Source organism: Achromobacter semiaridum (assembly GCF_053543755.1).
Genome location: NZ_JBLVOL010000021.1, coordinates 1 through 23887 on the forward strand (window position 1 = coordinate 1; position 23887 = coordinate 23887).

General features: G+C 65.5%; 26 protein-coding genes. 16 read left to right on the plus strand and 10 right to left on the minus strand.

All coding sequences use genetic code 11. The features are described 5' to 3' along the window. The 3 genes from ACNPP0_RS07140 to ACNPP0_RS07150 form a co-directional block, all read left to right on the plus strand. The coding region (locus tag ACNPP0_RS07140; protein WP_448705445.1) for a gamma-glutamyltransferase at window positions 1–663 on the plus strand (663 nt) is incomplete at its 5' end. A gap of 124 nt (window positions 664–787) precedes the next feature. Then, window positions 788–1762 (plus strand): Bug family tripartite tricarboxylate transporter substrate binding protein, encoded by a 975-nt coding sequence (locus ACNPP0_RS07145; RefSeq protein WP_332613122.1) that lies wholly within the window; start codon window positions 788–790, stop codon window positions 1760–1762. Beyond that, window positions 1759–2271, plus strand: a complete 513-nt coding sequence (locus ACNPP0_RS07150; RefSeq protein ID WP_332613121.1) for a GAF domain-containing protein — start codon at window positions 1759–1761, stop codon at window positions 2269–2271. The genes ACNPP0_RS07145 and ACNPP0_RS07150 overlap by 4 nt, the downstream gene beginning before the upstream one ends. Here ACNPP0_RS07150 and phnE read toward each other — a convergent pair. The 3 genes from phnE to phnC form a co-directional block, all read right to left on the minus strand. After that, window positions 2268–3062, minus strand: a complete 795-nt coding sequence (gene phnE / locus ACNPP0_RS07155; protein WP_448705446.1) for a phosphonate ABC transporter, permease protein PhnE — start codon at window positions 3060–3062, stop codon at window positions 2268–2270. The two genes, ACNPP0_RS07150 and phnE, sit on opposite strands and share 4 nt — an antisense overlap. A 29-nt stretch (window positions 3063–3091) precedes the next feature. Then, window positions 3092–4075, minus strand: a complete 984-nt coding sequence (gene phnD / locus ACNPP0_RS07160) for a phosphonate ABC transporter substrate-binding protein (protein WP_448705447.1) — start codon at window positions 4073–4075, stop codon at window positions 3092–3094. Between the two features lie 65 nt (window positions 4076–4140). Continuing rightward, window positions 4141–4983, minus strand: a complete 843-nt coding sequence (gene phnC / locus ACNPP0_RS07165; RefSeq protein ID WP_332613119.1) for a phosphonate ABC transporter ATP-binding protein — start codon at window positions 4981–4983, stop codon at window positions 4141–4143. Between the two features lie 205 nt (window positions 4984–5188). On the opposite strand from phnC, the gene ACNPP0_RS07170 reads away from it, so the two are divergent. The 3 genes from ACNPP0_RS07170 (at window position 5189) to ACNPP0_RS07180 (ending at window position 6970) form a co-directional block, all read left to right on the plus strand. Further along, entirely contained in the window at window positions 5189–5626 is a 438-nt protein-coding gene (locus tag ACNPP0_RS07170; RefSeq protein ID WP_332613118.1) for a GFA family protein, read from the plus strand. Window positions 5627–6243: 617 nt separating this feature from the next. Beyond that, a complete protein-coding gene (gene infA, locus ACNPP0_RS07175) occupies window positions 6244–6507 on the plus strand; it encodes a translation initiation factor IF-1 (protein ID WP_006221179.1) in 264 nt (87 codons plus the stop codon). Window positions 6508–6682: 175 nt separating this feature from the next. Beyond that, window positions 6683–6970: a hypothetical protein gene (locus ACNPP0_RS07180; protein WP_314359826.1), complete on the plus strand. Its 288-nt coding sequence runs from the start codon at window positions 6683–6685 to the stop codon at window positions 6968–6970. Between the two features lie 33 nt (window positions 6971–7003). Here the strand turns inward: ACNPP0_RS07180 and ACNPP0_RS07185 are convergent, their stop codons facing one another. From ACNPP0_RS07185 to mog, 3 genes are all read right to left on the minus strand, one after another. Beyond that, window positions 7004–7834, minus strand: coding sequence for a M23 family metallopeptidase (locus ACNPP0_RS07185; RefSeq protein WP_332613328.1), 831 nt, complete (start codon window positions 7832–7834; stop codon window positions 7004–7006). Between the two features lie 44 nt (window positions 7835–7878). Further along, window positions 7879–8217 carry a hypothetical protein gene (locus ACNPP0_RS07190; RefSeq protein ID WP_046804382.1) on the minus strand — a complete coding sequence of 113 codons (339 nt, stop codon included), beginning with the start codon at window positions 8215–8217 and terminating at the stop codon, window positions 7879–7881. 63 nt (window positions 8218–8280) lie between these two features. Further along, window positions 8281–8913: a molybdopterin adenylyltransferase gene (mog, locus tag ACNPP0_RS07195; protein ID WP_448705448.1), complete on the minus strand. Its 633-nt coding sequence runs from the start codon at window positions 8911–8913 to the stop codon at window positions 8281–8283. Window positions 8914–9201: 288 nt separating this feature from the next. Between mog and ACNPP0_RS07200 the strand changes: the two genes are divergently transcribed. From ACNPP0_RS07200 to ACNPP0_RS07215, 4 genes are all read left to right on the plus strand, one after another. Next, window positions 9202–10332 (plus strand): D-alanyl-lipoteichoic acid biosynthesis protein DltD, encoded by a 1131-nt coding sequence (locus tag ACNPP0_RS07200; protein WP_448705449.1) that lies wholly within the window; start codon window positions 9202–9204, stop codon window positions 10330–10332. Window positions 10333–10384: 52 nt separating this feature from the next. Beyond that, a complete protein-coding gene (locus ACNPP0_RS07205; RefSeq protein ID WP_448705450.1) occupies window positions 10385–10510 on the plus strand; it encodes a hypothetical protein in 126 nt (41 codons plus the stop codon). 106 nt (window positions 10511–10616) lie between these two features. After that, a complete protein-coding gene (locus ACNPP0_RS07210; RefSeq protein WP_332613110.1) occupies window positions 10617–12092 on the plus strand; it encodes an inorganic phosphate transporter in 1476 nt (491 codons plus the stop codon). A gap of 107 nt (window positions 12093–12199) precedes the next feature. Beyond that, window positions 12200–12856, plus strand: coding sequence for a DsbA family protein (locus ACNPP0_RS07215; RefSeq protein WP_448705451.1), 657 nt, complete (start codon window positions 12200–12202; stop codon window positions 12854–12856). Between the two features lie 4 nt (window positions 12857–12860). Here the strand turns inward: ACNPP0_RS07215 and ACNPP0_RS07220 are convergent, their stop codons facing one another. The 3 genes from ACNPP0_RS07220 to ACNPP0_RS07230 form a co-directional block, all read right to left on the minus strand. After that, window positions 12861–13475 (minus strand): glutathione S-transferase family protein, encoded by a 615-nt coding sequence (locus tag ACNPP0_RS07220; protein ID WP_332613106.1) that lies wholly within the window; start codon window positions 13473–13475, stop codon window positions 12861–12863. Window positions 13476–13545: 70 nt separating this feature from the next. Continuing rightward, window positions 13546–13860, minus strand: a complete 315-nt coding sequence (locus ACNPP0_RS07225; RefSeq protein WP_046804377.1) for a chaperone modulator CbpM — start codon at window positions 13858–13860, stop codon at window positions 13546–13548. A 2-nt stretch (window positions 13861–13862) separates the two neighbouring features. Continuing rightward, window positions 13863–14804, minus strand: coding sequence for a DnaJ C-terminal domain-containing protein (locus tag ACNPP0_RS07230; RefSeq protein ID WP_332613327.1), 942 nt, complete (start codon window positions 14802–14804; stop codon window positions 13863–13865). A gap of 222 nt (window positions 14805–15026) precedes the next feature. On the opposite strand from ACNPP0_RS07230, the gene ACNPP0_RS07235 reads away from it, so the two are divergent. The 6 genes from ACNPP0_RS07235 (at window position 15027) to fabI (ending at window position 22109) form a co-directional block, all read left to right on the plus strand. Then, window positions 15027–15356: a DHCW motif cupin fold protein gene (locus ACNPP0_RS07235; RefSeq protein WP_046804375.1), complete on the plus strand. Its 330-nt coding sequence runs from the start codon at window positions 15027–15029 to the stop codon at window positions 15354–15356. A 157-nt stretch (window positions 15357–15513) separates the two neighbouring features. Further along, entirely contained in the window at window positions 15514–16149 is a 636-nt protein-coding gene (yfcF, locus tag ACNPP0_RS07240) for a glutathione transferase (protein WP_332613103.1), read from the plus strand. Window positions 16150–16411: 262 nt separating this feature from the next. Next, window positions 16412–19063 (plus strand): DUF3141 domain-containing protein, encoded by a 2652-nt coding sequence (locus ACNPP0_RS07245; RefSeq protein WP_448705452.1) that lies wholly within the window; start codon window positions 16412–16414, stop codon window positions 19061–19063. Further along, window positions 19060–20004: a phosphate acetyltransferase gene (locus ACNPP0_RS07250; RefSeq protein ID WP_332613100.1), complete on the plus strand. Its 945-nt coding sequence runs from the start codon at window positions 19060–19062 to the stop codon at window positions 20002–20004. Before ACNPP0_RS07245 ends, ACNPP0_RS07250 begins: the two co-directional genes overlap by 4 nt. A gap of 93 nt (window positions 20005–20097) precedes the next feature. Further along, on the plus strand, window positions 20098–21291 hold the full coding sequence (locus tag ACNPP0_RS07255) for an acetate/propionate family kinase (protein WP_448705453.1): 1194 nt from the start codon (window positions 20098–20100) through the stop codon (window positions 21289–21291). An 11-nt stretch (window positions 21292–21302) separates the two neighbouring features. Next, window positions 21303–22109 carry an enoyl-ACP reductase FabI gene (gene fabI, locus ACNPP0_RS07260; protein ID WP_332613097.1) on the plus strand — a complete coding sequence of 269 codons (807 nt, stop codon included), beginning with the start codon at window positions 21303–21305 and terminating at the stop codon, window positions 22107–22109. A gap of 2 nt (window positions 22110–22111) precedes the next feature. Here the strand turns inward: fabI and ACNPP0_RS07265 are convergent, their stop codons facing one another. Beyond that, window positions 22112–23803, minus strand: coding sequence for a SulP family inorganic anion transporter (locus ACNPP0_RS07265; RefSeq protein WP_448705455.1), 1692 nt, complete (start codon window positions 23801–23803; stop codon window positions 22112–22114). Between the last annotated feature and the right edge of the window lie 84 nt (window positions 23804–23887).

Below are 23887 nucleotides of genomic sequence, written 5' to 3' on the forward strand. Positions count from 1 at the left end.
TTTGGCGTGGGCGAACCCACGTTCGCGGCCTTGCCGCCCGTGGCGGAATGGGCCGCGCGCGAAATCTTCGTGGGCGACACTTGCCAGATCGACGTTATCGACCGCGACGGCAACATGGTGGCCGCGACCCCGTCGGGCGGCTGGCTATCGTCCAGCCCGGTGGTGCCGGGGCTGGGCTTTCCGCTGACAACACGTTTGCAGATGACATGGCTGGACGATGGCGTGCCCGGCCAGCTGCAACCGGGCAAGCGGCCTTGCACGACGCTGTCGCCGGGCCTGGTGTTGCGCGATGGGCAACCCTATATGGCGTTTGGCACGCCGGGCGGCGACCAGCAGGACCAATGGACGGTGGCGTTCTTCTTGCGCCATGCCATGGGCATGAATTTGCAGGAAGCCATTGATGCGCCCTCGTGGCACATCGACCACTTCCCCGGTTCGTTCTGGCCGCGCACGCAAACGCTGAACCGCTTAACGGTGGAATCGCGTCTGCCCGAGGCCACCCTCGAAGCGCTGCGCGCGGCGGGCCACGACGTCAAGGTCGGCCCCGCGTGGTCCGAAGGGCGCATCAGCGCGTGTACGCGTGAACCCGGCATGGGCGGCGGCTTGCTGCTGCGCGCGGGGGCCAATCCGCGCGGCATGCAGGGCTACGCCGTTGGCCGCTGAAAACAAGCGGCATTGAAACGCATACGCAAACCGCGAACCGCGAACCGCAAACCGCATCCACGAATCACATCCACTTTTTCAAACAGCCGGCGCCCAGACCGGCACTTACACAGGGGTAATCACCATGAAACTGAATTTCCAACGACTGTTGCGCGTGTGCGCGCTGGGCTTGGCCCTGGCCACGCCCGCCTTGTCCCAGGCCGCCTGGCCTGAAAAGCCGATCACGCTGATCGTGCCATGGGCGGCGGGTGGCTCCACCGACATCCTGGCGCGCGTCTTGTCCGAAGGGCTGACGCAATCGCTGGGCCAACCGGTCATCGTGGAAAACCGGTCGGGCGCGTCGGGCAACATCGGCACCACCTTCGTGGCGCGCGCCAAGCCGGACGGCTACACGCTGCTGGTGGGCTCGATGAGCACGCACACGATGAACCAGGCGCTGTATTCCAACATGCCGTTCGACGGCGTCAAGGACTTCACGCCCATCGCCGAACTGGCGCTGGTGACGAACACGATGGTGGTACACCCGTCGGTGCCCGCCAACAACGTGAAAGAGTTCATCGCCTACGTGAAAGACCGCCCGGACGCCGTGGCGTACGCATCGGCCGGCCAAGGGTCGACCAACCACCTGAGCGCCGCGCTGTTCGAAAAAGCGGCCGGCGTGAAAATGATGCACATCCCCTACCGTGGCGGCGCGCCCGCGGTGCTGGACACGGTGGCCGGTCGTACGCAGGTGCTGTTCAGCGCCGGCACGCAAACCCTGCCGCACGTGCAGTCGGGCAAGCTGAAGCTGTTGGCCGTGACCGAAGAGAACCGTTCGCCGCTGTTGCCCGATGCACCGACCGTGGCCGAAACGCTGCCGGGCTATGAGCTGTCGGTGTGGTACGGCGCGTTCGGTCCCGCCGGCATGCCGCCGGAGCTGACCGCCCGCCTGAACCGCGAGATCAACCTGATCCTGAAGCGCCCCGACGTCATCAAGAAGATGGGCGACATGGGCGTGCTGCTGACGGAAACCACGCCCGAGCAGTTTGGCCAGATCCTGGCGCGCGATGCCGACAAGTACGGCAAGCTGATCAAGGAACTGGGGATCACGGCGGAATGAGCGCCACGCCGACTTCCGTGACGCCGGCCGCCGCCGGCGTGTCGGCCATCGTGCAAGCCTACGCCGCCGCCGATGCGACGGCGGCCTTGCGGGCCATCGACGCCTACGCTCATGGCCGGCTTGAACATGCCTTGTGCACCGTCAACCGCTTTGACGCCGACACCATGCGCGTGGTGCGCTTGTACAGCTCGAACCCCGACGCGTATCCACCGGGCGGCAGCAAGGACAAGCGCGGCACGCCGTGGGGCCAGCACGTGCTGCTGGACCAGCGCGTATTCGTGGGCGAAGGCGAAGCCGCCATCCGCGAATTCTTCAACGACCACAACGCCATCCGCGAACTGGGCCTGCAATCGGTCATCAACGTGCCGGTGTCGTATGACGGAATTTGCCTGGGCACCGTCAACTTCCTGATGCCCCGCCCCAAGGTGTCGGACGCGGATGTCGACCACGCCCGGCTGGCGGGCCTGTTGGCCCTGCCCGCCCTGCTGGCGCTACGCCGCGCCGACTAGATCAGCGCGCGCCGGATCCGCGAGGACAGCATGTCGATGGCCACCACGAAGGCCACGATGATGATCATCACCGCGCAGGTTTCGGCGTAGCGAAAGCTGCGGATAATTTCCCACAGCACGGTGCCGATGCCGCCGGCGCCGACGATGCCCACCACCGAGGCCGAGCGCACGTTGGATTCAAAGCGGTACAGCGAATACGAGATCCACAGCGGCAGCACTTGCGGGATCACGCCGTACACGATTTCTTCCAACGCGTTGGCCCCGGTGGCGCGCACGCCTTCGACCGGACGCGGGTCGATGGCTTCAACGGCTTCCGAGAACAGCTTGGCCAGCACGCCCGTAGTGTGCACCCACAAGGCCAGCACGCCCGCGAACGGCCCCAGGCCCCCCGCCACGATGAACAGCATCGCGAACACCATTTCATTGATGGCGCGGCACGCATCCATCAGGCGCCGCATGGGCTGGTAGACCCACGCCGGCACCATGTTCGACGAGCACAGCAGCCCCAGCGGCACGGCCACGACGATGGCCAGGAAGGTGCCCCACACCGCGATCTGCACGGTGACGATCATCTCGTCCAGGTACATGCGCCAGTCGCGGAAATTCGGCGGGAAGAAGTCGGCGGCAAACTGCGCCATGTTGCCCGAGTCGCGCAACAGATCCATCGGCCGCATGTCCGCGCCGCCCCACGACATCACCAACAATGCAAGAACGAAGGCCCAGACCAGCAAGACCGGCAGCGATGAGCGCGGCGCGGTGGGCAGGCGGGGGGAATGGGTGGCTAGGCTCATGGCGGTCCGAAGGATGGCGATCAGGGAAGTTATTGCTTGGCGACGGCGGGTTGGCCCAGCGCGGCCAGCTTGCCGTCCAGGTCGGCCAGCTGCTTTTGCTTGTCGGCCTGACCCAGCGTGCTGTCCGCTTCCACCTTGGCTTTTTCACGCGCCAATTCGATCTGGCGGATGGGCACGAGCTGCTGGTTATCCGACGCGCGAAAGCCCTGATAGGTCAGCGCTTTCAGGTTGGCCAATTCACGCTGCGCGTCCTGCCCCTTGCCGTAGTTGACGAAGAAGTCGCGGATGCGGCCCTTCAGGTCGGCCGGCAGGTCCGAACGCATGACCAGCGGATCGGCCGGGATCAACGGCGACTTCCACAGCACGCGCACGCTGTCGTTGGCGTCCTTGCCCGTGCTGAGGCGATAGCGCTCCAGCGCTTCGGTGTTGTTGACGGCTACATCCACCTGCTTGTTGATGACCGACAGCAGATTGGTTTCGTGGTTGCTGGCGCGCACCGTCTTGAAGAAGGTCTTGGGTTCGATCTTGTTGGCGGCCCACAGGTAGTAGCCGGGCACGGCGGTGCCCGACGTGGAGTTGGGGTCGCCCGCGCCGTAGCTGAGCTTGCCGCCGTTTTTCAGCACGTCGTCCAGCGTCTTCAGGTTGCTGTCCTTGTTGACGATCAGCAGCGACCAATAGCCGGGGTTGCCGTCCTTGTCGATCACCGACGCGAACACTTCGCCCTTGGCGCGGTCCACGGCTTCAATGGCCGACTTGTTGCCGAACCACCCCATCTGCACCTTGTTAAAGCGCATGCCTTCGATGATGCCCGCGTAGTCCGAGGCGAAAAAGGGTTTGACCGGCACGCCGATGGCGCGGCTCAGGTCGTCGATGACGGGCTGCCAGACCGACTTCAGGTTGGTCGACGATTCGGTTGAAATGATCCCGAAGTTCAAGGTCTTGGCGTCTTGCGCAACGGCCTGGGTGGACAGCGCGGCGGCGGCGATCAGGGTAAAGAAGGTTCTGCGTAGCATGGATGACTCCGGGATGGATTCGGTGAATAGGCCGCGGGGTCGCGGCGTTGCAATCAAGCATCAAGTCAGGCGGCGTGCGCCAACGCCGACAGCGGCGCCAGCGCCGGCATGGCGGGCGCCTGCTGGGTGTATTCGGGAAGCAGCTCGGACAGTTCGGAGCCGTACAGGTCGCGCAGCATTTCAGGGGTGAGGTCGGCGGCGCGGCCGTCGTACACCACCTTGCCGTGGCGCAACGCCACCACGCGCGGGCAGTAGCGCAGCGCCACATCCACCTGATGCAGCGACACCACCACCGCCACCTTGCGCGTGCGGTTGATGTGCGCCAGCGTGTCCATCACGCGGCGCGACGATTCGGGGTCCAGCGATGCGATGGGCTCGTCGGCCAGGATGACGCGCGCGTTCTGCACCAGCGTGCGGGCAATGGCGGCGCGCTGCTGCTGCCCGCCGGACAGCGTCGAGGCGCGCTGAAATGCGTAGTCGTCTATACCAACCTGGGCAAGCGCTTCCAGGCCCTGACGCACTTCGGCGCGCAGGAACCAGCGGGTCAGGCTGCGCCACAGCGGCACGCGCGGCAACATCCCGGTCAACACATTGGTGATCACCGGCAGCCGGCCCACCAGGTTGAACTGCTGGAACACAAAGCCGATGCCGGCGCGCGCGGCGCGCACGTTGCGACTTAGCCGGCCATGCTGCTGAATGAGCTGGCCATTGACGGTCACGCTGCCCTGGCCCGCATCCCCGGCCACAAAGCCGGCCAGATGGCGCAGCAAGGTGGACTTGCCCGAACCGGACGCGCCCAGCAGCGCCACCATTTCGCCGTCGGCCACTTGCAGGCTGACGTTGTCCAGCGCCTTGGCCCCGGCATGGAAAGTCTTGCTCAAGCCCTGTACTTCAATGGCGACCGTCATCGCTGGATCCCCTTGTCTGTGGTCATGGGCGCATTCTGTTTTCGCGGCATGACAGCGCGATGACCCGGCGGACAATTCGGGCGGGATAAAAACCGGGGTCAGCAACGCACTGAAAGAGATCCGTCACAATCGCCGCCGCCGACGGCTTGCGGCCAAGGACGGCGCGGGTATATTCAAGAAATTCCCCACTCGCTTGGCGCTCATCATGATTACCGGTTCCTGCCTGTGCGGCCGCGTGGCTTACGAGATCAACGGCCCTCTTACCAACGCCCTGAATTGCCACTGCGTCATGTGCCGCAAGTCGCACGGCGCGGCTTTCCGCAGCCGCGCCTCGGTGCAAGTGTCTGATTTCACATGGACCAAGGGCGAAAACCATGTCACCTGGTATGCCTCGTCACCCGGCAATTACCGCGGCTTTTGCGAAGCCTGCGGCACGCCCCTGTTGACCCGCTTTGACCAGACGCCCGACACTTATGGCCTGCCGCTGGGCGCGCTGGACGACGACCCGGGCGTCAAGCCCGCCGCGCACTGCCACGTGGTCAGCAAGGCGCCATGGTTCGACATTACCGACCACCTGCCGCAGTACCCGGACGATTTCCCTGGCGTGCCCGAGCCCGACGCGCAGGCTCAAAATGTCACATAGGCATTGAAGCGGCGGGATTTGCCCCCATAAACGAGAAAGACCGCGAACAAGGAACACCGCGCGGCGCAGACGCCTGCTCCGGGAAAGCCTCGAAGTCGCCCGGCAGCAACTATCGCGGCTTTGCCGCAGATAAATACTGGCTAATCGGCGCGCTTTGCAGTAACATAAGTCCGTGATTTTTCCGCAAAAACCGGGCTTCGGTCACTCTGCGTGCCAACCTGTACTCCTTCGGGTCACCCCCCAAGATACCCAGGCTGCCCCCGGTTTGGTTGAACCTTGCCGGGCGACCTTCCTACTGTCGGCGACGTCACGACTGTCCCACGCGCCGCAGTCCACTGCGCCGCAAGGCACGCAGCAAAAGTTCCAACCCGCTTCTTCCGGTGCCATGCAATTGCACGGTATCGCGACAAAGCCGCGCCGTGCGCGCACATTGCCCACGCTGCGCGAGTATCCGTCATTTCAGACATCCACCCGGGATGCCGTGGCCCTTACCCGCGCTTGCCCGAACGTTTTACGTTCAACCGCTGGACCTGGTTATCTGTGTCCAACGCGCTTGCCGCTTCGTGCGGCGCGTCATGCCGCCGGCCTGGCTGCGCGTATTGATCAAGGAGTAGAGAATGGCTAAAGAAGAACTCATCGAATTGGATGGCATTGTTGACGAAGTGCTGCCCGATAGCCGCTACCGCGTCAAACTGGACAACGGCATCGAAGTTGGCGCTTACGCCTCCGGCCGTATCCGCAAGCACCGCATCCGCATCCTGGCGGGCGACCGCGTCACCCTGGAAATGTCGCCGTATGACCTGACCAAGGGCCGCATCAACTTCCGTCACAAAGACGAGCGCGCACCCGCGCCGCACCGTCCCCAGCAATACCGCCGTTAAGTCAGGACCTCAGGGCCGGCCACAAGGCCGGCTCCCTGTCTTTATGTTGCATCGGTCCCGGGCCTTATCGGCCTTAAGGCCAAACCGCGACATGCCGTAATGCGTGGAACGTCCGTTCGTGAAAAAATGGCAACCCGGTCAGGCGCAATGTCTGGCGGGATACGCATGAAGCAAGATGGATTTCACAGAAGAACTGCAAGCCGCTGCTGACCAGCTTTCCCTGACGCGAAGAAAATTCGCCAAAGGGGAGGAAGGGCTGCGCCTGCTGCATCAATCGCGCGAGGCGTTCATCAACAGCCTGCGCAACACCGGCCTGACCTACGCCGAAGCCAAGATCAAGTACGACAACTGCCTGGACGAACAGGAAGCCGAGCAGCTTCATGTGCGCCAGCAGATGGAATATGCCGAGCGCATGCACCAGTTCGTGCTGAACAAGATTGCCCAGCAGGCCGCCACGGCGTGAAGCAATGGCCGGGCACCCACGCCCGGCCGTGCATCAGGGTTTGAACGCCCCGATGAAAATGGCGGGATCGACCCGCGCATCGTTCAGGCTGACATTCCAGTGCAGGTGCGGCCCGGTTGCCCGTCCGGTGGCGCCCACCTTGCCCACCACGCCGCCACGCGGCAGCTCATCGCCCACCTTCACGTCAATGGCCGACATATGGCAGAACATGCTGATGAAGCCCTGGCCATGGTCCACGAACACCGTCTTGCCGTTGAAGAAGTAATCCCCCACCAACACCACCACACCCGCCGCCGGCGACTTGATCGGCGTACCCGCGGGCACGGCAAAGTCCAGGCCCGAATGCGGGTTGCGTTCCTGCCCGTTGAAAAAGCGGCGCAGCCCGAACGGGCTGGACAGGCGGCCACCGCTTACCGGGCGGTCCAGCAACAGGTTGCTGGGCGTGACGCCGGCACGGTAGCTGCGGTTGGCCGCGCTTTGCTCGGCCATTTCGCGTTCGATGCGCTTCATGTCGTCCGGGTTGGGGTCGACCTGACGCGGGTTTTTCAAGGTGATGTGCTGCGCCACGTATTCCTTGGCGCCCACCGAGAACGAGATCTTGCGTTCGCCCTTGGCGTCGCGCACCACGGCCTGCTGCTCGCCCGGCTTCACGCTAAGCGGGATGCCAAGCACGGCGATCCACTGCTTGCCTTCTTCGCGCACCACCATCACGCGCCGGTCCAGGAACGTGACCTCGGGCGCGCGGTCGGCGTCGCCCAGCGGCAGGATGGCGACGCCGCCAGGCACGGGTGCGTTCAGCTTGCGCGAAATAAAGCCTTGCTGCGTGGCGGCGCGCGCCGGCAGGCCGCAAGCCATGGCCGCCATCGCCAGGCCCAGGCGCAGAACGTCGCGGCGCAGGGTCAGCGGGCTTACAGGCACAGGTTGGCCGGTTCGATGATGCTTTGATCGCGGCGGGCAATGCGCGTGGACAGGCGCGCTTCGGTCTTGCCCTTCCAGGTGGTGGTGCTGAGCACGGCTTCGACACCCAGGCTGTCTTCCTGGACCAGTTCAAACCCGTTGCGGATCTCCTGGCGCTTGAAGTTGACGCCCATGTTCTTCCAGGCGTCAGCCACGCACGTCGTGTAGTCGTCGGCCGTGCGCTGGGTGGCCCCGTAAAAAACGGGATCGCGCTTGCGCACGTCTTGCACATTGGCGCAGGCTGACAAGGCGGTCAGGACGGCGAGGGACAGGGCGATGCGAACCTTCATAACAGTCGGACTCTTTAGGCAAATAAGTGGACGGAGCGGCCAAAACTATAACGCAGCAGCCGGTCAGGGCCGCGGGGCGCGGCGGGCTGATTTGGGGCGGAAGGCGTCGATGATCTCGGGGCGGGTTTCGGCGTACGGCCCGCCGATCAGGTCGATGCAATAGGGGATGGCGGCGAAGATGCCGGGTGCGATCACCGTGCCGTCATCGCCCTTCAAGCCTTCCAGCGTTTCACGGATGGACTTCGGTTGGCCCGGCAAGTTCACGATCAGCGCGGCGTGCGACGGCGTTTCGCGGATGACGGCCACCTGGCGCGACAGGATGGCGGTGGGCACGAAGCGCAGGCTGATCTGGCGCATCTGTTCGCCAAAGCCCGGCATTTCCTTGGTGCCCACGGCCAGCGTGGCCTCGGGGGTCACGTCCCGGCGGGCGGGGCCGGTCCCGCCCGTGGTCAGCACCAGGTCGCAGCCGCAGATGTCCACCAATTCAATCAGCGTTTCGGAAATACGCGCGGGCTCGTCGGGAATCAGACGGTCCACCGCCTGCCACGGCGACACCAGCGCCGACCCCAGCCATTCGCGCAAGGCGGGCAGCCCCTGATCCTGATAAACGCCGGTGGCGGCGCGGTCAGAGACGGACACCAGGCCGATGATCAGGTCGTCGGGATGGCGGCGGGCGATTCGGGTGGGCGTGGTCATAGGCGGTGGCGAGGGTTGAAAGCGACAAGGAAAAGGATGCGCCCGGCGATGAGCGGGGCGGTGCGGCGGTCAATCATGGAAATCCACGAGACGGCCGCGATGACGATGCTATCGCATTCTTTCCCAGGAGAAAGGCGTCCAGCCGCCGCCACCCCGCCTTGCGGACGTGTGGCAAAAAAGCGAATCGTCCGTGACCCCGGTTTCGCGCGCTTGTTCCCGTCATAGTGGGTGGATAACATCCGCTAACAAAATACTTTCCTGGCTGGCCGGTCGCGCCAGTGGTCTTCCATGTTCACACGCACTTTACGGCAGCACGCGCTGGCCGCCGCGCTGGCCCTGACGGCCGCGGCCGCCGCGGGTTGGCTCGCCTGGCACACGCTGGCATTGAAGACGGAAACCGTGCCCGCCGCCGCGCCCGGTATCTACATCCCCAACCTGGGCAACACGCTGCAAGAACAGACGCGCAACCTGTCCCGCTTAAGCCAGGCCTTGCGCACCGGTGACCGGCTGGTAATCCTGGGGTCTTCCGAACTGACCAGCAACGACCTGCGCTTTGTGCCCTACCGCTATCTGGCCGACGAGCTGCAAATGCCGGTGCTGGCCTATGGCCATTCGGGCTTCCAGTCCTTGGGAATGCAATTGGTGCTGGCCGCGCTGGCGGATGACTTGTCGCCCGCCTCGCGGGTGGTGGTGATGTTGTCACCCGGATGGTTCGACGGCGACGGCGGGCTGGGCGCCGACGAATTCAAGGAACACGCCAACCCGCTGCTGCCCCGGCTGCTCAAGCAGCCCGAAGGCCGCGCCGAACTGGCGCGCTGGCTGCGTGACAAAGGTGACGCGGGCGTAGCCTGGTCGATGATGACCGAGCAAGCCTATGTTTTCCGGCAACGCCTGGTCGATCTGTGGACGCCGGCCCATGCCGCCCCCGCCCCGGAAAGCGAACGCGAGCGCGAGGGCCCCGCGGCGGCCGCCCGCGTGGTGGACTGGGACGCGCTGGCCGAACAGGCGCAACGCGCCGAGCAGGACCTGATGACGGGCAACCGCTACGCGGTGCGGGATGACTTCTTCAACAAATACCTGCGGACCATTCCCGAGGGCGGCAAAACCGCGTACCTGCCGCAGCCCCTGACGGGCCGCGAGGAACTGCGCGAGCTGACCGCCCTGATGGCGCTGCTGCACCAGCATGGTGTAAATGCGCTGTTCGTCATGCAGCCGCTGCACCCGATGGTCTTCAAGGACTTGAACCGCTTCGAGCCGGTGCAAAAGGAAGTCGGCGCGCTGTGCAGGCGCTATGCAATGACCTGCATGGACATGTACGCCGCCCCCTTCGAAGTGGGCATGCTGCGCGATGTGCAGCACCTTGGCGAGCTAGGCTGGCTGCGGGTGAACCAGAAAATTGCCCAGGTGTTCCGGCCATGACTCCTGCCCGCCGCGCCCCCTGCCCGACCTTTCCCCCTGGAGGGATGCCGCAATGAAAAGAGCGCTGTGGCTGTGCCTGCTATACCTGGGCGTGTTCGCGGTGCTGCTGATCCAGGCGGACACCGCCGCCAACCTGGGCAAACCCATGGAGATCGAGTTCCAGTACTCGAAATTCTGAAGGGCGCGCCCCCGAGGCAAACGAAATTGGTTTTCCGACGCAACCAGGGCCAGGTCACAAATCTGCAATAATCGGCTCCTCACGCCGGAACCTCGCCCCCGCCTCCATGTTCGACCTCTTCCACGGCCTTGATCTCTGGGTCGGCCTCAGTCTTGTGCTGGCCCTGACATTCGTCCTGGCCTTCGAATTCATCAATGGTTTCCACGACACGGCGAACGCCGTGGCCACGGTCATCTACACCAAGGCCATGCCGCCGCATCTGGCGGTCGTGTTGTCCGGTATCTTCAATTTCCTGGGCGTATTGCTGGGCGGCGTGGGCGTCGCCTACGCCATCGTGCACCTGCTGCCCGTGGAATTGCTGATCAACGTGGACACCGGCCGCGGGCTGGTCATGGTGTTTGCCATGCTGGCCGCCGCCATCGCCTGGAACCTGGGCACCTGGTACTTCGGCATCCCCGCTTCCAGCTCGCACACGCTGATCGGCTCGATTCTTGGCGTGGGCCTGGCCAACGCCCTGATCACCGACCTGCCGCTGGGCGAAGGGGTCAACTGGGGCAAGGCCATCGACATCGGCATGTCGCTGGTGGCCTCGCCGATAGCCGGATTCATCGTCGCGGGCGGCTTGCTGTTGCTGCTCAAGCGCTGGCTACCCACGTCCAAGATGCACAAGACGCCCGAACAGCGCCGCGCCATCGACAACAAAAAGCACCCGCCGTTCTGGAACCGGCTGGTGCTGGTGCTGTCCGCCATGGGCGTGAGCTTTGTGCACGGGTCCAACGACGGGCAGAAAGGCATCGGGCTGATCATGCTGGTGCTGATCGGCATCGTGCCGGCCAATTTCGTGCTGGATACGACCAGCACCACCTACCAGATCGAACGCACCCGCGACGCCGCAAACCACCTGAACGTGTTCTACCAGCGCAACGAAGCCATGCTGGGCGACTTCCTGGCGCTGAAGCGGTCGGCAGGCACGACCGAGCTGCCGAGCAACTTCCGCTGCGACCCCGAACTGACCGTGCCGACCATCGCCGCGCTGCAAACGGACCTGGCCGGTGTCGCCAATTACGCCGACCTGTCGGCCGACAAGCGCATCGACGTGCGCCGCTACCTGCTTTGCCTGGACGACACCGCCAAGAAGGTGGCACGCATCGAAGGGCTGCCGGCCCGCGAACGCGCCGACCTGCAACGCCTGCGCGCCGACCTGACCGCCACCACCGAATACGCGCCCTTCTGGGTGATCGTGGCGGTGGCCCTGGCGCTGGGCGCGGGCACCATGGTCGGCTGGCGCCGCGTGGTGCTGACGGTGGGCGAAAAGATCGGCAAGCAGGGCATGACCTACGCGCAGGGCATGTCCGCGCAGGTGACGGCGGTGGCCGCCATCGGGCTGGCCAACGTGTTCAGCCTGCCGGTATCGACCACTCACGTCCTGTCCTCGGGCGTGGCCGGCACCATGATCGCCAACAAGAGCGGCCTGCAAGGCAACACGGTGCGCAACATCCTGCTGGCCTGGGTGCTGACGCTGCCCGCCTCGATGGCACTGGCGGCCGCCCTGTTCTGGATCGGCGTGCAGTTCACCGGCTGACCGGATGACATCTTTGCCGGCCGTGCGGGCAATCTGCACGGCCGATGCAACACTCTGGCGATCACGTCAGGCTTTTTCCGCAGGCAGCCCGCGTCTACCATCACGCCATGGCTACCCCGACCCCCACCCTGCATTACATCTTTGACCCGCTTTGCGGCTGGTGCTACGGCGCCGCGCCGCTGGTGGACGCCGGCCGCGATATCGCCGGCCTGCATGTGGCGCCGCACGGCGGCGGCATGATGGCCGGCGGCAACCGCCAGCCCGTCACCGACGCGCTACGCCGCTATGTCATGCCGCACGACGAACGCATCGCCGGCCTGACCGGCCAGGTCTTCGGCAAGGACTATTTCGACGGCCTGCTGCGCGACAGCGGCGCGGTGTTTGACTCCGAGCCCCCCACCACCGCCATCCTCGCCGCCGAACAGCTGGACGGGCGCGGGCTGGACCTGCTCAAGCGCTTGCAGCACGCCCACTACGTAGAGGGCCGCCACATTGCGGACCCGGCCGTGCTGGCCGCCCTGGCGCGCGACATCGGGCTGGACGGCGCAGCGTTCGACGCCGCCTACGGTGCGTTGCAAGGCGCGGACACGGCAGCGCACATCGCTGCCAGCCGGCAACTGCTTGCCCGGGTAGGCGGTAGCGGCTTCCCCACGTTTGCGCTGGAAGTCGGCGGCGTTTACACGCTGCTGGAACCCGCTCGCTACCTGGGCCGCCCCGCCCAATGGCAGGCCGACCTGCGCCAACGCATTCAAGCGGCGGGCTGAGCTTTCAGGACTCTTCGATGTCGCCGTCGCGCTGCAAGGCCCGGTGCATGGCCGGGCGCGCGGCCAGGCGTTCGATATAGCCGTTGAACACGTCGGACTCGGCAATCACGTTCACCTGCATCATGTATTGCAGGGAACCGCCCAGCACGATGTCCACGGCCGAAAACGCGTCGCCCAGAAAATAGGGCCGGGCTTGCAACACGCGGGTCAGAACCTGTTCGACTTCGTCGGCCGATCCCCACCCCGGCGCGCCGTCATGATGCGGCTGCTTGAATGCGCGCTCGACCATGGCCGGCTCGAACACCCCGGTGGAATACGCCAGCCAGGTCAGGTACGGGCCCCGCTTGGCGTCGCCGATGCGCGGTCCCATCCCTTTTTCGGGGAACAGGTCCGTCAGGTACAGCGCGATGGCAGGGGTTTCAAAGATGGGCACACCGTCGTGCACCAGGGCCGGCACCTTGCGGTGCGGATGAATGTCGATGTAGTCGGCGGGCATGTGCCCGGCGCTGTCGGTGCCGCGTATGGACACCATTTCGGTGTCGTACGGCACACCCAGTTCTTCAAGCAGCCACAGAACCCGGAACGAGCGCGAACGCGGCGCATGGTAGAGCGTAAGCATGGTCGGCCTCCTTGGGACACCGACCATTTTGCCTGGGCTTGCGCACGGGCGAAAGACGCCAGATTCCGGATTACTCCGCCGCGCCCAAGGCGCGCAATTGCGCTTTCAGCCGCCGCACTTCCTGGCTCAGGTCCAGGATTAGCGCCACGGCGTCCAGGCTGGCGCCGAAATCGTGTTCGAGCTTGCGAGCATGCAGCGCGCGCTGCAAGTCCATGCTGTAGAAGCACCATTGCTCGGGCTGGCGGCCATCGGCGTTGACGATGCCGACCTCGACCAATTGGGCTACCCATTCCACTTCCGCGTTGCAGGCGCGCGCCAGGTCGTGCGCGCTGAGCGGCTGCGACTTGCCCACGACGGTGGCGCTGGTGATGACAACTTTGTTCATGGTCAAACCCCCATGTGGCGTCGCGGGTTGAACGGCGCATCCTGTTGCAGCTTGCGATAGGCCGCCTTGGCCGCCTCGCTATCGGCGGGCGGCAACACCAGGTCCAGCACCAGATACAGGTCGCCCGGTGGGTCGCCGGGAATGCCGCGGCCGCGCAGGCGCAGCTTGCGGCCATTGCCGGACCCCGCCGGAATAGAAACTTCGACCGTACCACCGGGCGTGGGCGCGTTCACCTTTGCGCCCAGCGCGGCCTCCCAGGGGGCCACCGGCAGGGTCATGTAAAGATCACGGCCATCGGCGCGATAGCGCGAGTTCGGCTTGAAGCGCACCTCCAGATACAGGTCGCCGTTTTCGCCACCGCCGTAACCCGGCATGCCCTGCCCCGACAGGCGGATGTACTGGCCTTCGCGTACGCCGGCGGGAATGCGCACGCTGAGGGTGCGCGTCTTCATCCGCGGGCGTCCCTGCTCGTCCATTTCCATGGATCGCAGGCTGATGTCGCGCGTGGCGCCCTTGAGCGCGTCTTCCAGATCCACTTCGATGGCGGCGTGATGGTCGTCCCCGCGCGCGCGAAACTCCTGTTGGCGCGCGCCGCCGCGTTGCCCACGACCGCCGAACAACGACGAAAAGAAGTCGCTGAACTGCGCTTCGTCGCCAGGTGCCGCGCCTCGGTGGAATTCGAAACCTTCGTCCCATCCGGGCGGGGGCTGAAAGCCGCCGTCGGGCGACACGCCGGCCGCCAGGTTGTCATAGGCCAGCCGCTTTTCCTGGTCGCGCAAGACGTCATAGGCTTCGTTCACGTCGCGCATGCGGGTCTCGGCGTCGCTTTCCTTGCTGACGTCGGGATGGTATTTGCGGGCGAGTTTACGGTATGCGCGCCGGATCTCGTCTTCCGACGCGCCGCGCTCCACCCCGAGAATGCTGTAGTAGTCCTTGAACTCCATATGCCAGCTCACCTTAAGGGTTTCGGCCGCCGCGGGCTGTGCCGTATTCGGCCTGGGATATCAACAAGATAGGGGTTGCGGACCGATTTATCAATGCGCAATATCAGACCAAGTCGCGGATGCGGCCTGTCACCCGAGTGGCGTAGTATTTGTTTTTTACCGGTGTTGTTACCGGTGTTTTGCCGGTGGCACGCCACCGCCCTACCCCACGCAGGATCCACGATGAAGATGAGCAACATCCCCTTCGGCACCACGGATTGGTCCGAAGTCGAACGCACCGAACACGCCGGCGACACGGGCATGGCCTACTGGCGCACCCGCCAGTTTGGCGACGTGCGCGTGCGCATGGTGGAATACACGGCGGGCTACCTGGCCGACCACTGGTGCACCAAGGGACACATCCTTTTCTGTCTGGAAGGCGAACTGCACACTGAACTGGAAGACGGCCGCCAGTTCGTGCTGACGCCCGGCATGAGCTACCAGGTGGCCGACCAGGCCGAGCCGCACCGTTCGTCCACCACCACGGGCGCCAAGCTCTTCATCGTGGACTGATACCGCCGCGCAACGCTGCGATGCCACGGGGACGCAGTGACGCGGCCACGCGACACGCAAAATTGCAGTTGCGTTACGCTTTGCAAATCATGCGGCACATCGCCGCGTGTCCATGCATTGCCACCCCGCCAGACCCTCGCCTGACCGGAGACTAGATTTGGGCGCCCCGATTACGCTTTACGTAGATTCCCAGTTCCTTAGCCCCTACGCCATGTCGGTGTACGTGGCGCTGACCGAAAAGCAATTGCCTTTCGAAGTGCGCCCCATTGACCTGAGCGCCGGCGAGCAACGGATGCAGCCCTACCAATGCCGGGCGCTGACCGCCCGCGTGCCCGCGCTGACACACGACGATTTCAACCTGACGGAATCCAGCGTCATCGCCGAATACCTGGAAGAAGTTTTTCCGGCGCCCAAACACGCGGCGCTATATCCGTCGGGCATGCGTGAACGCGCCCGCGCCCGCCAGTTGCAGGCCTGGTTGCGCAGCGACCTGGCCGCCCTGCGCCAGGAACGCCCGACCGAAACCGTGTTCTACGGCACGCCCGGGCAGCCCTTGTCGGACCCTGCGCACGCGGCCTCGGCCAAACTGATCCAGGTGGCCAGCTATCTGATCGGCGTGGGCCAGACCACGCTGTTCGACGACTGGTGCATTGCCGACCTGGACCTGGCCGTGATGCTCAAGCGCCTGGCGCTGGATGATTTGCCCGATCCATTGCGCGCCTACGCCGATGCGCAGTGGCAACGCCCCTCCGTCCAGAAATGGCTGGAGCACAACGCCGCCGCGCGCGACTAAGCGCCTGTCCGGGCCACGACGCCGTGGCACCAGGCACTGCACTACCGTCTTGCAAGCGGCGCTGCCACCCACCGGGGTGCGGCAGCGCTGTCGGACGCGTCTGATAAACCCGGGACGCGCCGCGCTTTTTTGAGGGCCACCGCCCAACTTATGTTGCGGCGCAGCATTCGTTGCGGTGTAATGGGGAGGTCAACTTGGCCGGTTCCACTCGGGGCCGGCCCGGCGGCACGTCGCCGCCGGAAGCAACTTACAGGAGATCGCCATGGCCGATTCCGGCAACGATCGCGTCCCCGCCCCGCCCATGAACCCCTGGACGGCCGCCTACGAATACGCCCTGGATGCCTGGCAACGCGGCGTGCTCTACGCCGACGTGCTGCGCCAGCGCGGCAACCAGTACCACGAACACATGGCCAAGCGCGCGCCCAACGTGCTTAGCATGGAGTCAGAGTTCGTGCTGGATGGCCGCGAGCTGCCTCGCCCCGTCAACTACGGGCTGCTGCGCATCAAGCCGCCCGAAGGCGTGGAAACCGACCCGATCAAGCGCCCCTTCCTGGTGGTTGACCCGCGTGCCGGACACGGCCCGGGCATCGGCGGCTTCAAGCCCGAAAGCGAAATCGGCGTGGCGATACGTGCCGGCCACCCCTGCTACTTCGCCACCTTCCTGCCCCAGCCCATGCCGGAGCAGACCGTCGAAGACGTGATGATGGCCGAAGCGCGCTTCCTGGAAGAAATCATCGCGCTGCATCCCGATGCGGAAGGCAAGCCCGTGGTGGTGGCCAACTGCCAGGCCGGCTGGCAGATCATGATGACCGCCGCCATACGTCCCGAACTGTTCGGCCCGATCATCGTGGCCGGCGCCCCGCTGTCGTACTGGGCGGGCTGGCGCGGGATGAATCCCATGCGCTATTCCGGCGGTTTGCTGGGTGGCAGTTGGCTGACGGCAATGACCAGCGACCTGGGCAACGGCAAGTTCGACGGCGCGTGGCTGGTGCAGAACTTCGAAAACCTGAATCCCGCCAACACCCTCTGGTCCAAGCAATACAACCTGTATTCCAAGGTGGACACCGAGGCCGAGCGCTACCTGAGCTTTGAAAAATGGTGGGGCGGCCACGTCTTCTTGAATGGCCCCGAAATCCAGTACATCGTGGACAACCTGTTCGTGGGCAACCGCCTGGCCACGGCCGGCCTGGTGACCTCGGACGGTATCCGTATCGACCTGCGCAATATCCGTTCGCCCATCGTGGTGTTCTGCTCGAAGGGCGACAACATCACGCCCCCGCCGCAGGCGCTGGGCTGGATCCCCGACCTGTACCAGAACGAAGCCGAAGTGCTGGCGCATGGCCAGACCATCGTCTATGCCGTGCACGAAAGCATCGGCCACCTGGGCATCTTCGTGTCGGGCAGCGTGGCCCGCAAGGAACACCAGGAGTTCACGTCGAACATCGACATGATCGACGTGTTGCCGCCGGGGATCTACCAGGCGGAAATTGCCGACAAGACGCCCGACACGCCCAATGCCGACCTGGCGTTCGGCAACTACGTGCTGTCGTTCGAGCAGCGCACGCTGGACGATGTGCGCGCCATTGTTGACCGCAAGGAAGAGGACGATCGGCGCTTTGCCGCCGTGGCCCGCATTTCGGACATCAACCTGGGCATGTACCGCAGCTTCGTGCAACCGTGGCTGCGCGCCATGGTCACGCCGCAGTCGGCCGAATGGGCACAGCGCCTGCACCCCCTGCGCTTGCCCTACGAGCTGATTTCGGATCGCAATCCGGCCATCGCGCCCATTGCAAAGGTGGCTGAACAGGTGCGCGCGCATCGTCAGCCGGTGTCCGAGACCAACCCCTTCCTGATGGCGCAGGAAATGTTCTCGAACTGGGTCGAAACCAGCCTGAACATCTGGCAGGAAATGCGCGACTCGGCGGACGAGCGCACGTTCATGGGCGTGTACGGATCGCCACTGGTGCAGGACCTGGCCGGACTGGGCGCGCGTTCCGGCCCGCCGCGCAAGCATCCGGGCGTGTCGCCCGAGCACCGCCGCTTCATGGAAGAACGCACGGCGGATCTGCGTTCGCTGTTGCAGGAAGGCGGCCTGCGCGTGGCCGCGATCCGCATGCTGCTGTACGTGTCCGGCGCGGAAGGTGGCCTGGACGAGCGCAGCTTTGCGCTGATCCGCAAAGTGCGCGCCGAGTCCGACAACGCCATGACGCTACAGGAATTCAAGGACACCATTCGTGACCAGGCCCTGATCCTGACGCTGGATTCCGACGCCGCCATCCAGGCCATGCCGCGCCTGCTGGACAAGTCATCTGCCGCCGCGATACGCGACGCGCTGACCACCATGAAGCGCGTGCTGGAAGCGGCTGAACCGCTGAGCCCGGCTGCGCGCGAAAGCCTGACGGAAATGGAGCGCATCTTCGAAGCCGCCGAACGCCGCGCCCAAAAGCGCGAGCAGGCCAACGCGCCCGCGCAGCTGACGCTGGCTCCGGCGCCGACCGCGCCTTCGTTGACCCTGATCGACGCGGCTGCCCAGGTACCGGCCAAGACCGCCAAGCCACACCCGGCAGCCGCCAAATCGGCGGAGGACTCCGTGGCAAAGTCGGCACCGAAGTCGGCTTCGACCCCGGCTTCGACCCCGGCTTCGACCCCGGCTTCGACCCCGGCTTCGAAATCCGCTGCGAAGTCCGCTGCGAAGTCCGCTGCGAAGTCTGCTGCCAAGTCCGCTTCAAAGCCCGCTGCCAAGTCCGCTGCCGAATCGGCTTCAAAGCCCGCTGCCAAGTCCGCTGCCAAGTCGGCTTCAAAGCCCGCCGCCAAGTCCGCTGCCAAGTCGGCTTCAAAGCCCGCCGCCAAGTCCGCGTCCAAGTCCGCCGGCAACGGCGCCGCCGGTCAACCCTCCAAGGCCAAGCGCGCATGACACTGCCGACCTCGACGCATTACGACACGCTGATCGCCCGCGCCCAGACGCTGGAGCCCGCCTTCTGCGCCATCGCCCACCCTTGCGACGAACCCTCTTTGTCCGCCGCTCTGGAGGCGCGTGACCTGGGCCTGCTGCACCCCATCCTGGTCGGGCCCGAAAAGAAGATCCGCGATACCGCCGCCCAGTTCAAGCTGAACCTGGGCGACGCCCGTATCGTGGACGCGCCGCATAGCCACGCCGCCGCCGAAACCGCCGTGGCGCTGGTGCGCAACGGCGAGGCCACGCTGCTGATGAAGGGCAGCCTGCACACCGACGAGCTCATGCACGAAGTCGTTGCGCGCACGACGGGACTGCGCAGCGGCCGGCGCATCAGCCATGTGTTCATCATGGAAGTGCCCACCTATGCCGGCCCGCTGTTCATCACGGACGCGGCCATCAATATTTTTCCCGATCTGGAAACCAAGGCCGACATCATCCGCAACGTGATCGACCTGCATCACGGGCTGGGGCTGGGCGAACCGCGCGTAGCCATTCTGTCGGCGGTGGAGCAGGTCACGCCCAATATCCCCAGCACCATCGAAGCGGCGGCCTTGTGCAAGATGGCCGACCGGGGGCAGATCTCGGGCGGCCTGCTTGACGGCCCCCTGGCCCTGGACAACGCCATCAGCCCCGAGGCGGCGCGCATCAAGGGCATCCGATCGCCCGTGGCGGGCGTGGCGCAGGTGCTGGTCGTGCCTGACCTGGAAGCGGGCAACATGCTGGCCAAGAACCTGACGTTCCTGGCCAACGCCGAAGCGGCGGGCATCGTGCTGGGCGCACGCGTACCCATCATCCTGACCAGCCGTGCCGACAGTCCGCGTTCGCGGCTGGCCTCGTGCGCGGTGGCGGCCATCTACGCGCACCACCTGAGCCAGCTGGCGGCCCGCCCGCTGGTCTGACTCGCGCCTATTGCCGCACGTATTGCCGCACGTATTGCCGCACCCATCGCCGCGCCTCTCGCCGCGCCCCTACTGCCACCGGAACCCAGAGCCATGAGTGACACCCGCGACACCATCCTCGTCATCAACGCCGGCAGTTCCAGCATCAAGTTCTACCTGTACGACATCGATGGCAACGAGCAACTTGCGCCGCGCCTGGGCGGGCAGCTTGAGGGCATCGGCACGTCGCACCCCAAGCTGCGCGTGCGTGACGCGGCGGGCCAGACGCTGGTCGAACGCGCGATCGCGCCCGGCCACGCGCCCGACGTGCCCAACGCCCAGGAAGTCGTGGGCACGTGGCTTAGCGGGCACCTGGGCGGCACGCCGCTGGCGGTGGGCCATCGGGTGGTGCATGGCGGGCCCGACCTGTCCGAACCCGTGCTGATCGACGACAGCGTGCTGGCCAGGCTGGACACGTTCACCCCGCTGGCTCCGCTGCATCAGCCCAACAACCTGGCTCCCATCCGCGTCATCCGCGAGCGCCGGCCGTGGATCCCGCAGGTGGCGTGCTTCGACACGGCATTCCATCGCAGCCATTCCGACGTGGCCGACCGCTACGCGCTGCCCGAATCGCTGTACCAGGAAGGCGTGCGCCGCTACGGCTTTCACGGCCTGTCCTACGAATACATCGCGCAGCGCTTGAAGCAGGCGCTGCCCGAACTGGCGATGGGCAAGATCATTGCCGCGCACCTGGGGTCGGGCGTGTCCGCCTGCGCCATGCAGGAAGGCAAAAGCGTGGACAGCACCATGGGCTTCACGGCGCTGGAAGGCTTGCCCATGGGCACGCGCCCGGGCCGCCTGGATGCCGGAGTCGTGCTGTGGATGATGGAACGCGGCATGGACCACGACCAGATCGAACACCTGCTTTATCACGACTGCGGCATGAAGGGCCTGTCCGGCATCAGCAACGACATGCGTGAATTGCTGGCCAGCGACGCGCCCTCGGCCCAACTGGCGCTGAAGTACTTTGCGTGGCGCGTCGCCGAAGGCATGATCGGCATGGGCTGCGCCATGAACGGTATCGACGGCATCGTCTTTACCGCCGGCGTGGGCGAGAACTCGCCCCAGATCCGCCAGATGATCGCGGACCACTGGGGCTGGCTGGGCATCAAGCTGGACCCCGAGCGCAACGCCCATCAAGGCCCGCGCATTTCCACCGACGATAGCCGTATCGGCGTCTATGTCGTGCGCACGAACGAAGAGCTGATCATCGCGCAGCACACACTGGCCCTGGTGCGCCAACGATGAAGGCGCCAACGATGAACTCCCCCGCCCCCGGCCCCGCCAACTCCGCTAGCGCGACGCTGCCCCTGGCCGGCAAGCGCGGCCTGGTCACCGGCATCGCCAACGCGGATTCCATCGCCTGGGGCTGCGCCAAGGCGTTTCGCGCCATGGGCGCCGAACTGGCCGTGACCTATCTGAACGATAAGGCGCTGCCCCACGTCGAGCCGCTTGCGCGCCAGGTCGATGCGCCATTGCTGATGCCGCTTAACCTGCTGAACGAGGGCGAACTTGAAGCCGTGTTCGACCGCATCACGGCCGAATGGGGGCAGCTGGATTTCGTGCTGCATTCCATTGCGTTCGCCCCGCGCGCCGACTTGCACGGCCGCGTTACCGACTGCTCGCGCGCAGGCTTCCTGCAAGCGATGGACGTGTCGTGCTGGTCGTTCATCCGCATGGCGAAACTGGCCGAACCGTTGATGAAAAAAGGCGGCGCGCTGTTCTGCATGAGCTACTACGGCTCGCAGATGGTCGTCGAACACTACAACATGATGGGGCCGGTCAAGGCCGCGCTGGAATCCGCCACACGCTACCTGGCGGCCGAGCTTGGCCCGCAGGGCATCCGCGTGCACGCGATCTCGCCGGGGCCATTGAAAACGCGTGCGGCCTCGGGCATAGCCGAATTCGATGCCCTGCTGGACCGCGCGCAATCCAAGGCGCCCGCGCGCAGCCTGGTGTCCATTGACGACGTGGGCGAAGCCACCGCCTGGCTGGCCACCGACGCCGCGCGCCTGATGACGGGCCAGACGCTGTACATCGACGGCGGCTATCACATCATCGATTAGGCTCAGGCCAAGGTGACCGGCGGCGCCTGGCGCCAGCGGTCGATGGCTTCGACCGCCTGTTCGGGGGTGCCAAAGATCTTGTCGCGGCCAATCTTCTTGACCAGCCCCGAACGCTCAAGCGCCATGCGGAACTGGCCATGCCCGCCCGCCACCAACAAGGTGATGTTGCGGGCGTCCAGTTCGCGCTTAAGTTCGTAAAGCGCTTCGACTGCATCGGCGTCCGCCTGCGTCATGGCCTCGGCATCCAGTACGAACCACTGCGTGTCGCCCGCCGCCTGCGCAATGACGTCGCGCGCGCGGCGCCGAAACGCATCGGCGTTGAAAAACCAGATCGACGATTCAAACAGCCAGATGACCGTGCCGGGCACGGGATGCGCATCCGGATTCAAATGCAGCTTGCCCAGCACGGACTCGCCGGGCAGCCGGCCCAGCAGCGCATCGCGCGGGTTGCCCGACACGTACATCGCGTACAGCAGCGTTGCGCCTACCGACACCGCCACGCCTTGCAAGACGCCAAATCCCACCACGCCCACGGCGGCCAGGATGCCAAACGCCAGTTCAATGCGAGAAATTCGCGCCAGCCGCATAAAGGCCGTGACGTCGAACAGGCTGGCGGCCGCCAGCAACAAAATGGCCGACAGCACCGCCTGGGGCAACCAGAACAAAGGCGCGCTCAGCAAGCCCACCACGATGGCCAACGCCAACGCCGCGCTGACGCTGACCAGCGGCGACGAGCCGCCGGCCACCAACCCCACCGCCGTGCGCGAATCCGCCCCCGTCACGACAAAACCCTGGAACAAACCGGCCGCCACATTGGCCGCGCCAAAGCCGACCAGCTCGCGGTTGGGATCCACATGCTCGCCCGTGCGCGCCGCAAAGCTGCGCGCGGTGACGATGCCGCTGGAAAAGCTGACCACCAGCACGCCCGCCGCGCCCAACAGAATGCTGTCGACGCCTTCCAGCCGAACGGGCAGGCTGATGCCCGGCAAGCCGGCAGGCACTTCGCCCACCACCGCTATGCCCAAACCGGGAAAATCGAACAGCCACGACAACAGGCAGCCCCCCACCACCAGCAGGATCGGCCCCGGCCAGGTCGGCCGCCAGCGCTTGAAAGCCACCAGCAGCAGGCAGGACGCCAGCCCCAGGCAGAGAGTGGGAATCCGGATTTCCTGAACACGGTGCGATAGCTCAAGAAACGGGTGCACCAGCCCGCTGTTGCGCAGCCCCACCCCGGTCAGCCCGCTCAGTTGCGACAGCCCCAGCGTGATCGCCACGCCCGCCATGTAGCCGATCAGCACGGGGCGCGACAGCAGGTTGGCCAGGACGCCCAGCCGCAGCACGCGCGCGATCAGGCAGCCCACGCCCACGGTCAATGCAATGCCGGTGGCGGCCACCAGCCGGTCCTCGGGGGAGGTCAGCGCCATCCCGGTCAAGGTGGCGGCGATCAACGTGCAGGTGGCCGTGTCCGGCCCCACGATCAGCGTGCGCGACGAGCCGAACAACGCGTAGCCCAGCATGCCCGCAATGGCGGCCCACAGGCCAGCCACGGGTGGCACGCCCATCATCGCCGCGTAGGCCAGGCCCACCGGCAGGCCGACGGCGGCCACGCTCAAGCCCGCCATGATGTCGCGTCGCGCCGACTCCCGCGTCATGCCGCGAAAATTATTCAGGCCGGGAAAGAAACGTAGGTTCATGGTGCTGCAAACGACCTGATCGAAGAGAGCGCGCGACAACACGCATAGACCGCAAAGGCTACACCAAGCCCACGACGCGGAACC

Bases quoted from the DNA above. Each gene is read 5' to 3' on its own strand.
- phnD (WP_448705447.1), bottom strand. From the start codon at position 4,075: ATGCTACGCAGAACCTTCTTTACCCTGATCGCCGCCGCCGCGCTGTCC.
- phnE (WP_448705446.1), bottom strand. From the start codon at position 3,062: ATGAGCCTAGCCACCCATTCCCCCCGCCTGCCCACCGCGCCGCGCTCA.
- ACNPP0_RS07250 (WP_332613100.1), top strand. From the start codon at position 19,060: ATGACACTGCCGACCTCGACGCATTACGACACGCTGATCGCCCGCGCC.
- ACNPP0_RS07215 (WP_448705451.1), top strand. From the start codon at position 12,200: ATGGCTACCCCGACCCCCACCCTGCATTACATCTTTGACCCGCTTTGC.
- ACNPP0_RS07245 (WP_448705452.1), top strand. From the start codon at position 16,412: ATGGCCGATTCCGGCAACGATCGCGTCCCCGCCCCGCCCATGAACCCC.
- infA (WP_006221179.1), top strand. From the start codon at position 6,244: ATGGCTAAAGAAGAACTCATCGAATTGGATGGCATTGTTGACGAAGTG.
- ACNPP0_RS07145 (WP_332613122.1), top strand. From the start codon at position 788: ATGAAACTGAATTTCCAACGACTGTTGCGCGTGTGCGCGCTGGGCTTG.
- ACNPP0_RS07255 (WP_448705453.1), top strand. From the start codon at position 20,098: ATGAGTGACACCCGCGACACCATCCTCGTCATCAACGCCGGCAGTTCC.
- phnC (WP_332613119.1), bottom strand. From the start codon at position 4,983: ATGACGGTCGCCATTGAAGTACAGGGCTTGAGCAAGACTTTCCATGCC.
- mog (WP_448705448.1), bottom strand. From the start codon at position 8,913: ATGACCACGCCCACCCGAATCGCCCGCCGCCATCCCGACGACCTGATC.
- ACNPP0_RS07230 (WP_332613327.1), bottom strand. From the start codon at position 14,804: ATGGAGTTCAAGGACTACTACAGCATTCTCGGGGTGGAGCGCGGCGCG.
- fabI (WP_332613097.1), top strand. From the start codon at position 21,303: ATGAACTCCCCCGCCCCCGGCCCCGCCAACTCCGCTAGCGCGACGCTG.
- ACNPP0_RS07235 (WP_046804375.1), top strand. From the start codon at position 15,027: ATGAAGATGAGCAACATCCCCTTCGGCACCACGGATTGGTCCGAAGTC.
- ACNPP0_RS07185 (WP_332613328.1), bottom strand. From the start codon at position 7,834: ATGGCGGCCATGGCTTGCGGCCTGCCGGCGCGCGCCGCCACGCAGCAA.
- ACNPP0_RS07190 (WP_046804382.1), bottom strand. From the start codon at position 8,217: ATGAAGGTTCGCATCGCCCTGTCCCTCGCCGTCCTGACCGCCTTGTCA.
- ACNPP0_RS07180 (WP_314359826.1), top strand. From the start codon at position 6,683: ATGGATTTCACAGAAGAACTGCAAGCCGCTGCTGACCAGCTTTCCCTG.
- ACNPP0_RS07210 (WP_332613110.1), top strand. From the start codon at position 10,617: ATGTTCGACCTCTTCCACGGCCTTGATCTCTGGGTCGGCCTCAGTCTT.
- ACNPP0_RS07170 (WP_332613118.1), top strand. From the start codon at position 5,189: ATGATTACCGGTTCCTGCCTGTGCGGCCGCGTGGCTTACGAGATCAAC.
- ACNPP0_RS07200 (WP_448705449.1), top strand. From the start codon at position 9,202: ATGTTCACACGCACTTTACGGCAGCACGCGCTGGCCGCCGCGCTGGCC.
- ACNPP0_RS07220 (WP_332613106.1), bottom strand. From the start codon at position 13,475: ATGCTTACGCTCTACCATGCGCCGCGTTCGCGCTCGTTCCGGGTTCTG.
- ACNPP0_RS07265 (WP_448705455.1), bottom strand. From the start codon at position 23,803: ATGAACCTACGTTTCTTTCCCGGCCTGAATAATTTTCGCGGCATGACG.
- ACNPP0_RS07150 (WP_332613121.1), top strand. From the start codon at position 1,759: ATGAGCGCCACGCCGACTTCCGTGACGCCGGCCGCCGCCGGCGTGTCG.
- ACNPP0_RS07205 (WP_448705450.1), top strand. From the start codon at position 10,385: ATGAAAAGAGCGCTGTGGCTGTGCCTGCTATACCTGGGCGTGTTCGCG.
- ACNPP0_RS07225 (WP_046804377.1), bottom strand. From the start codon at position 13,860: ATGAACAAAGTTGTCATCACCAGCGCCACCGTCGTGGGCAAGTCGCAG.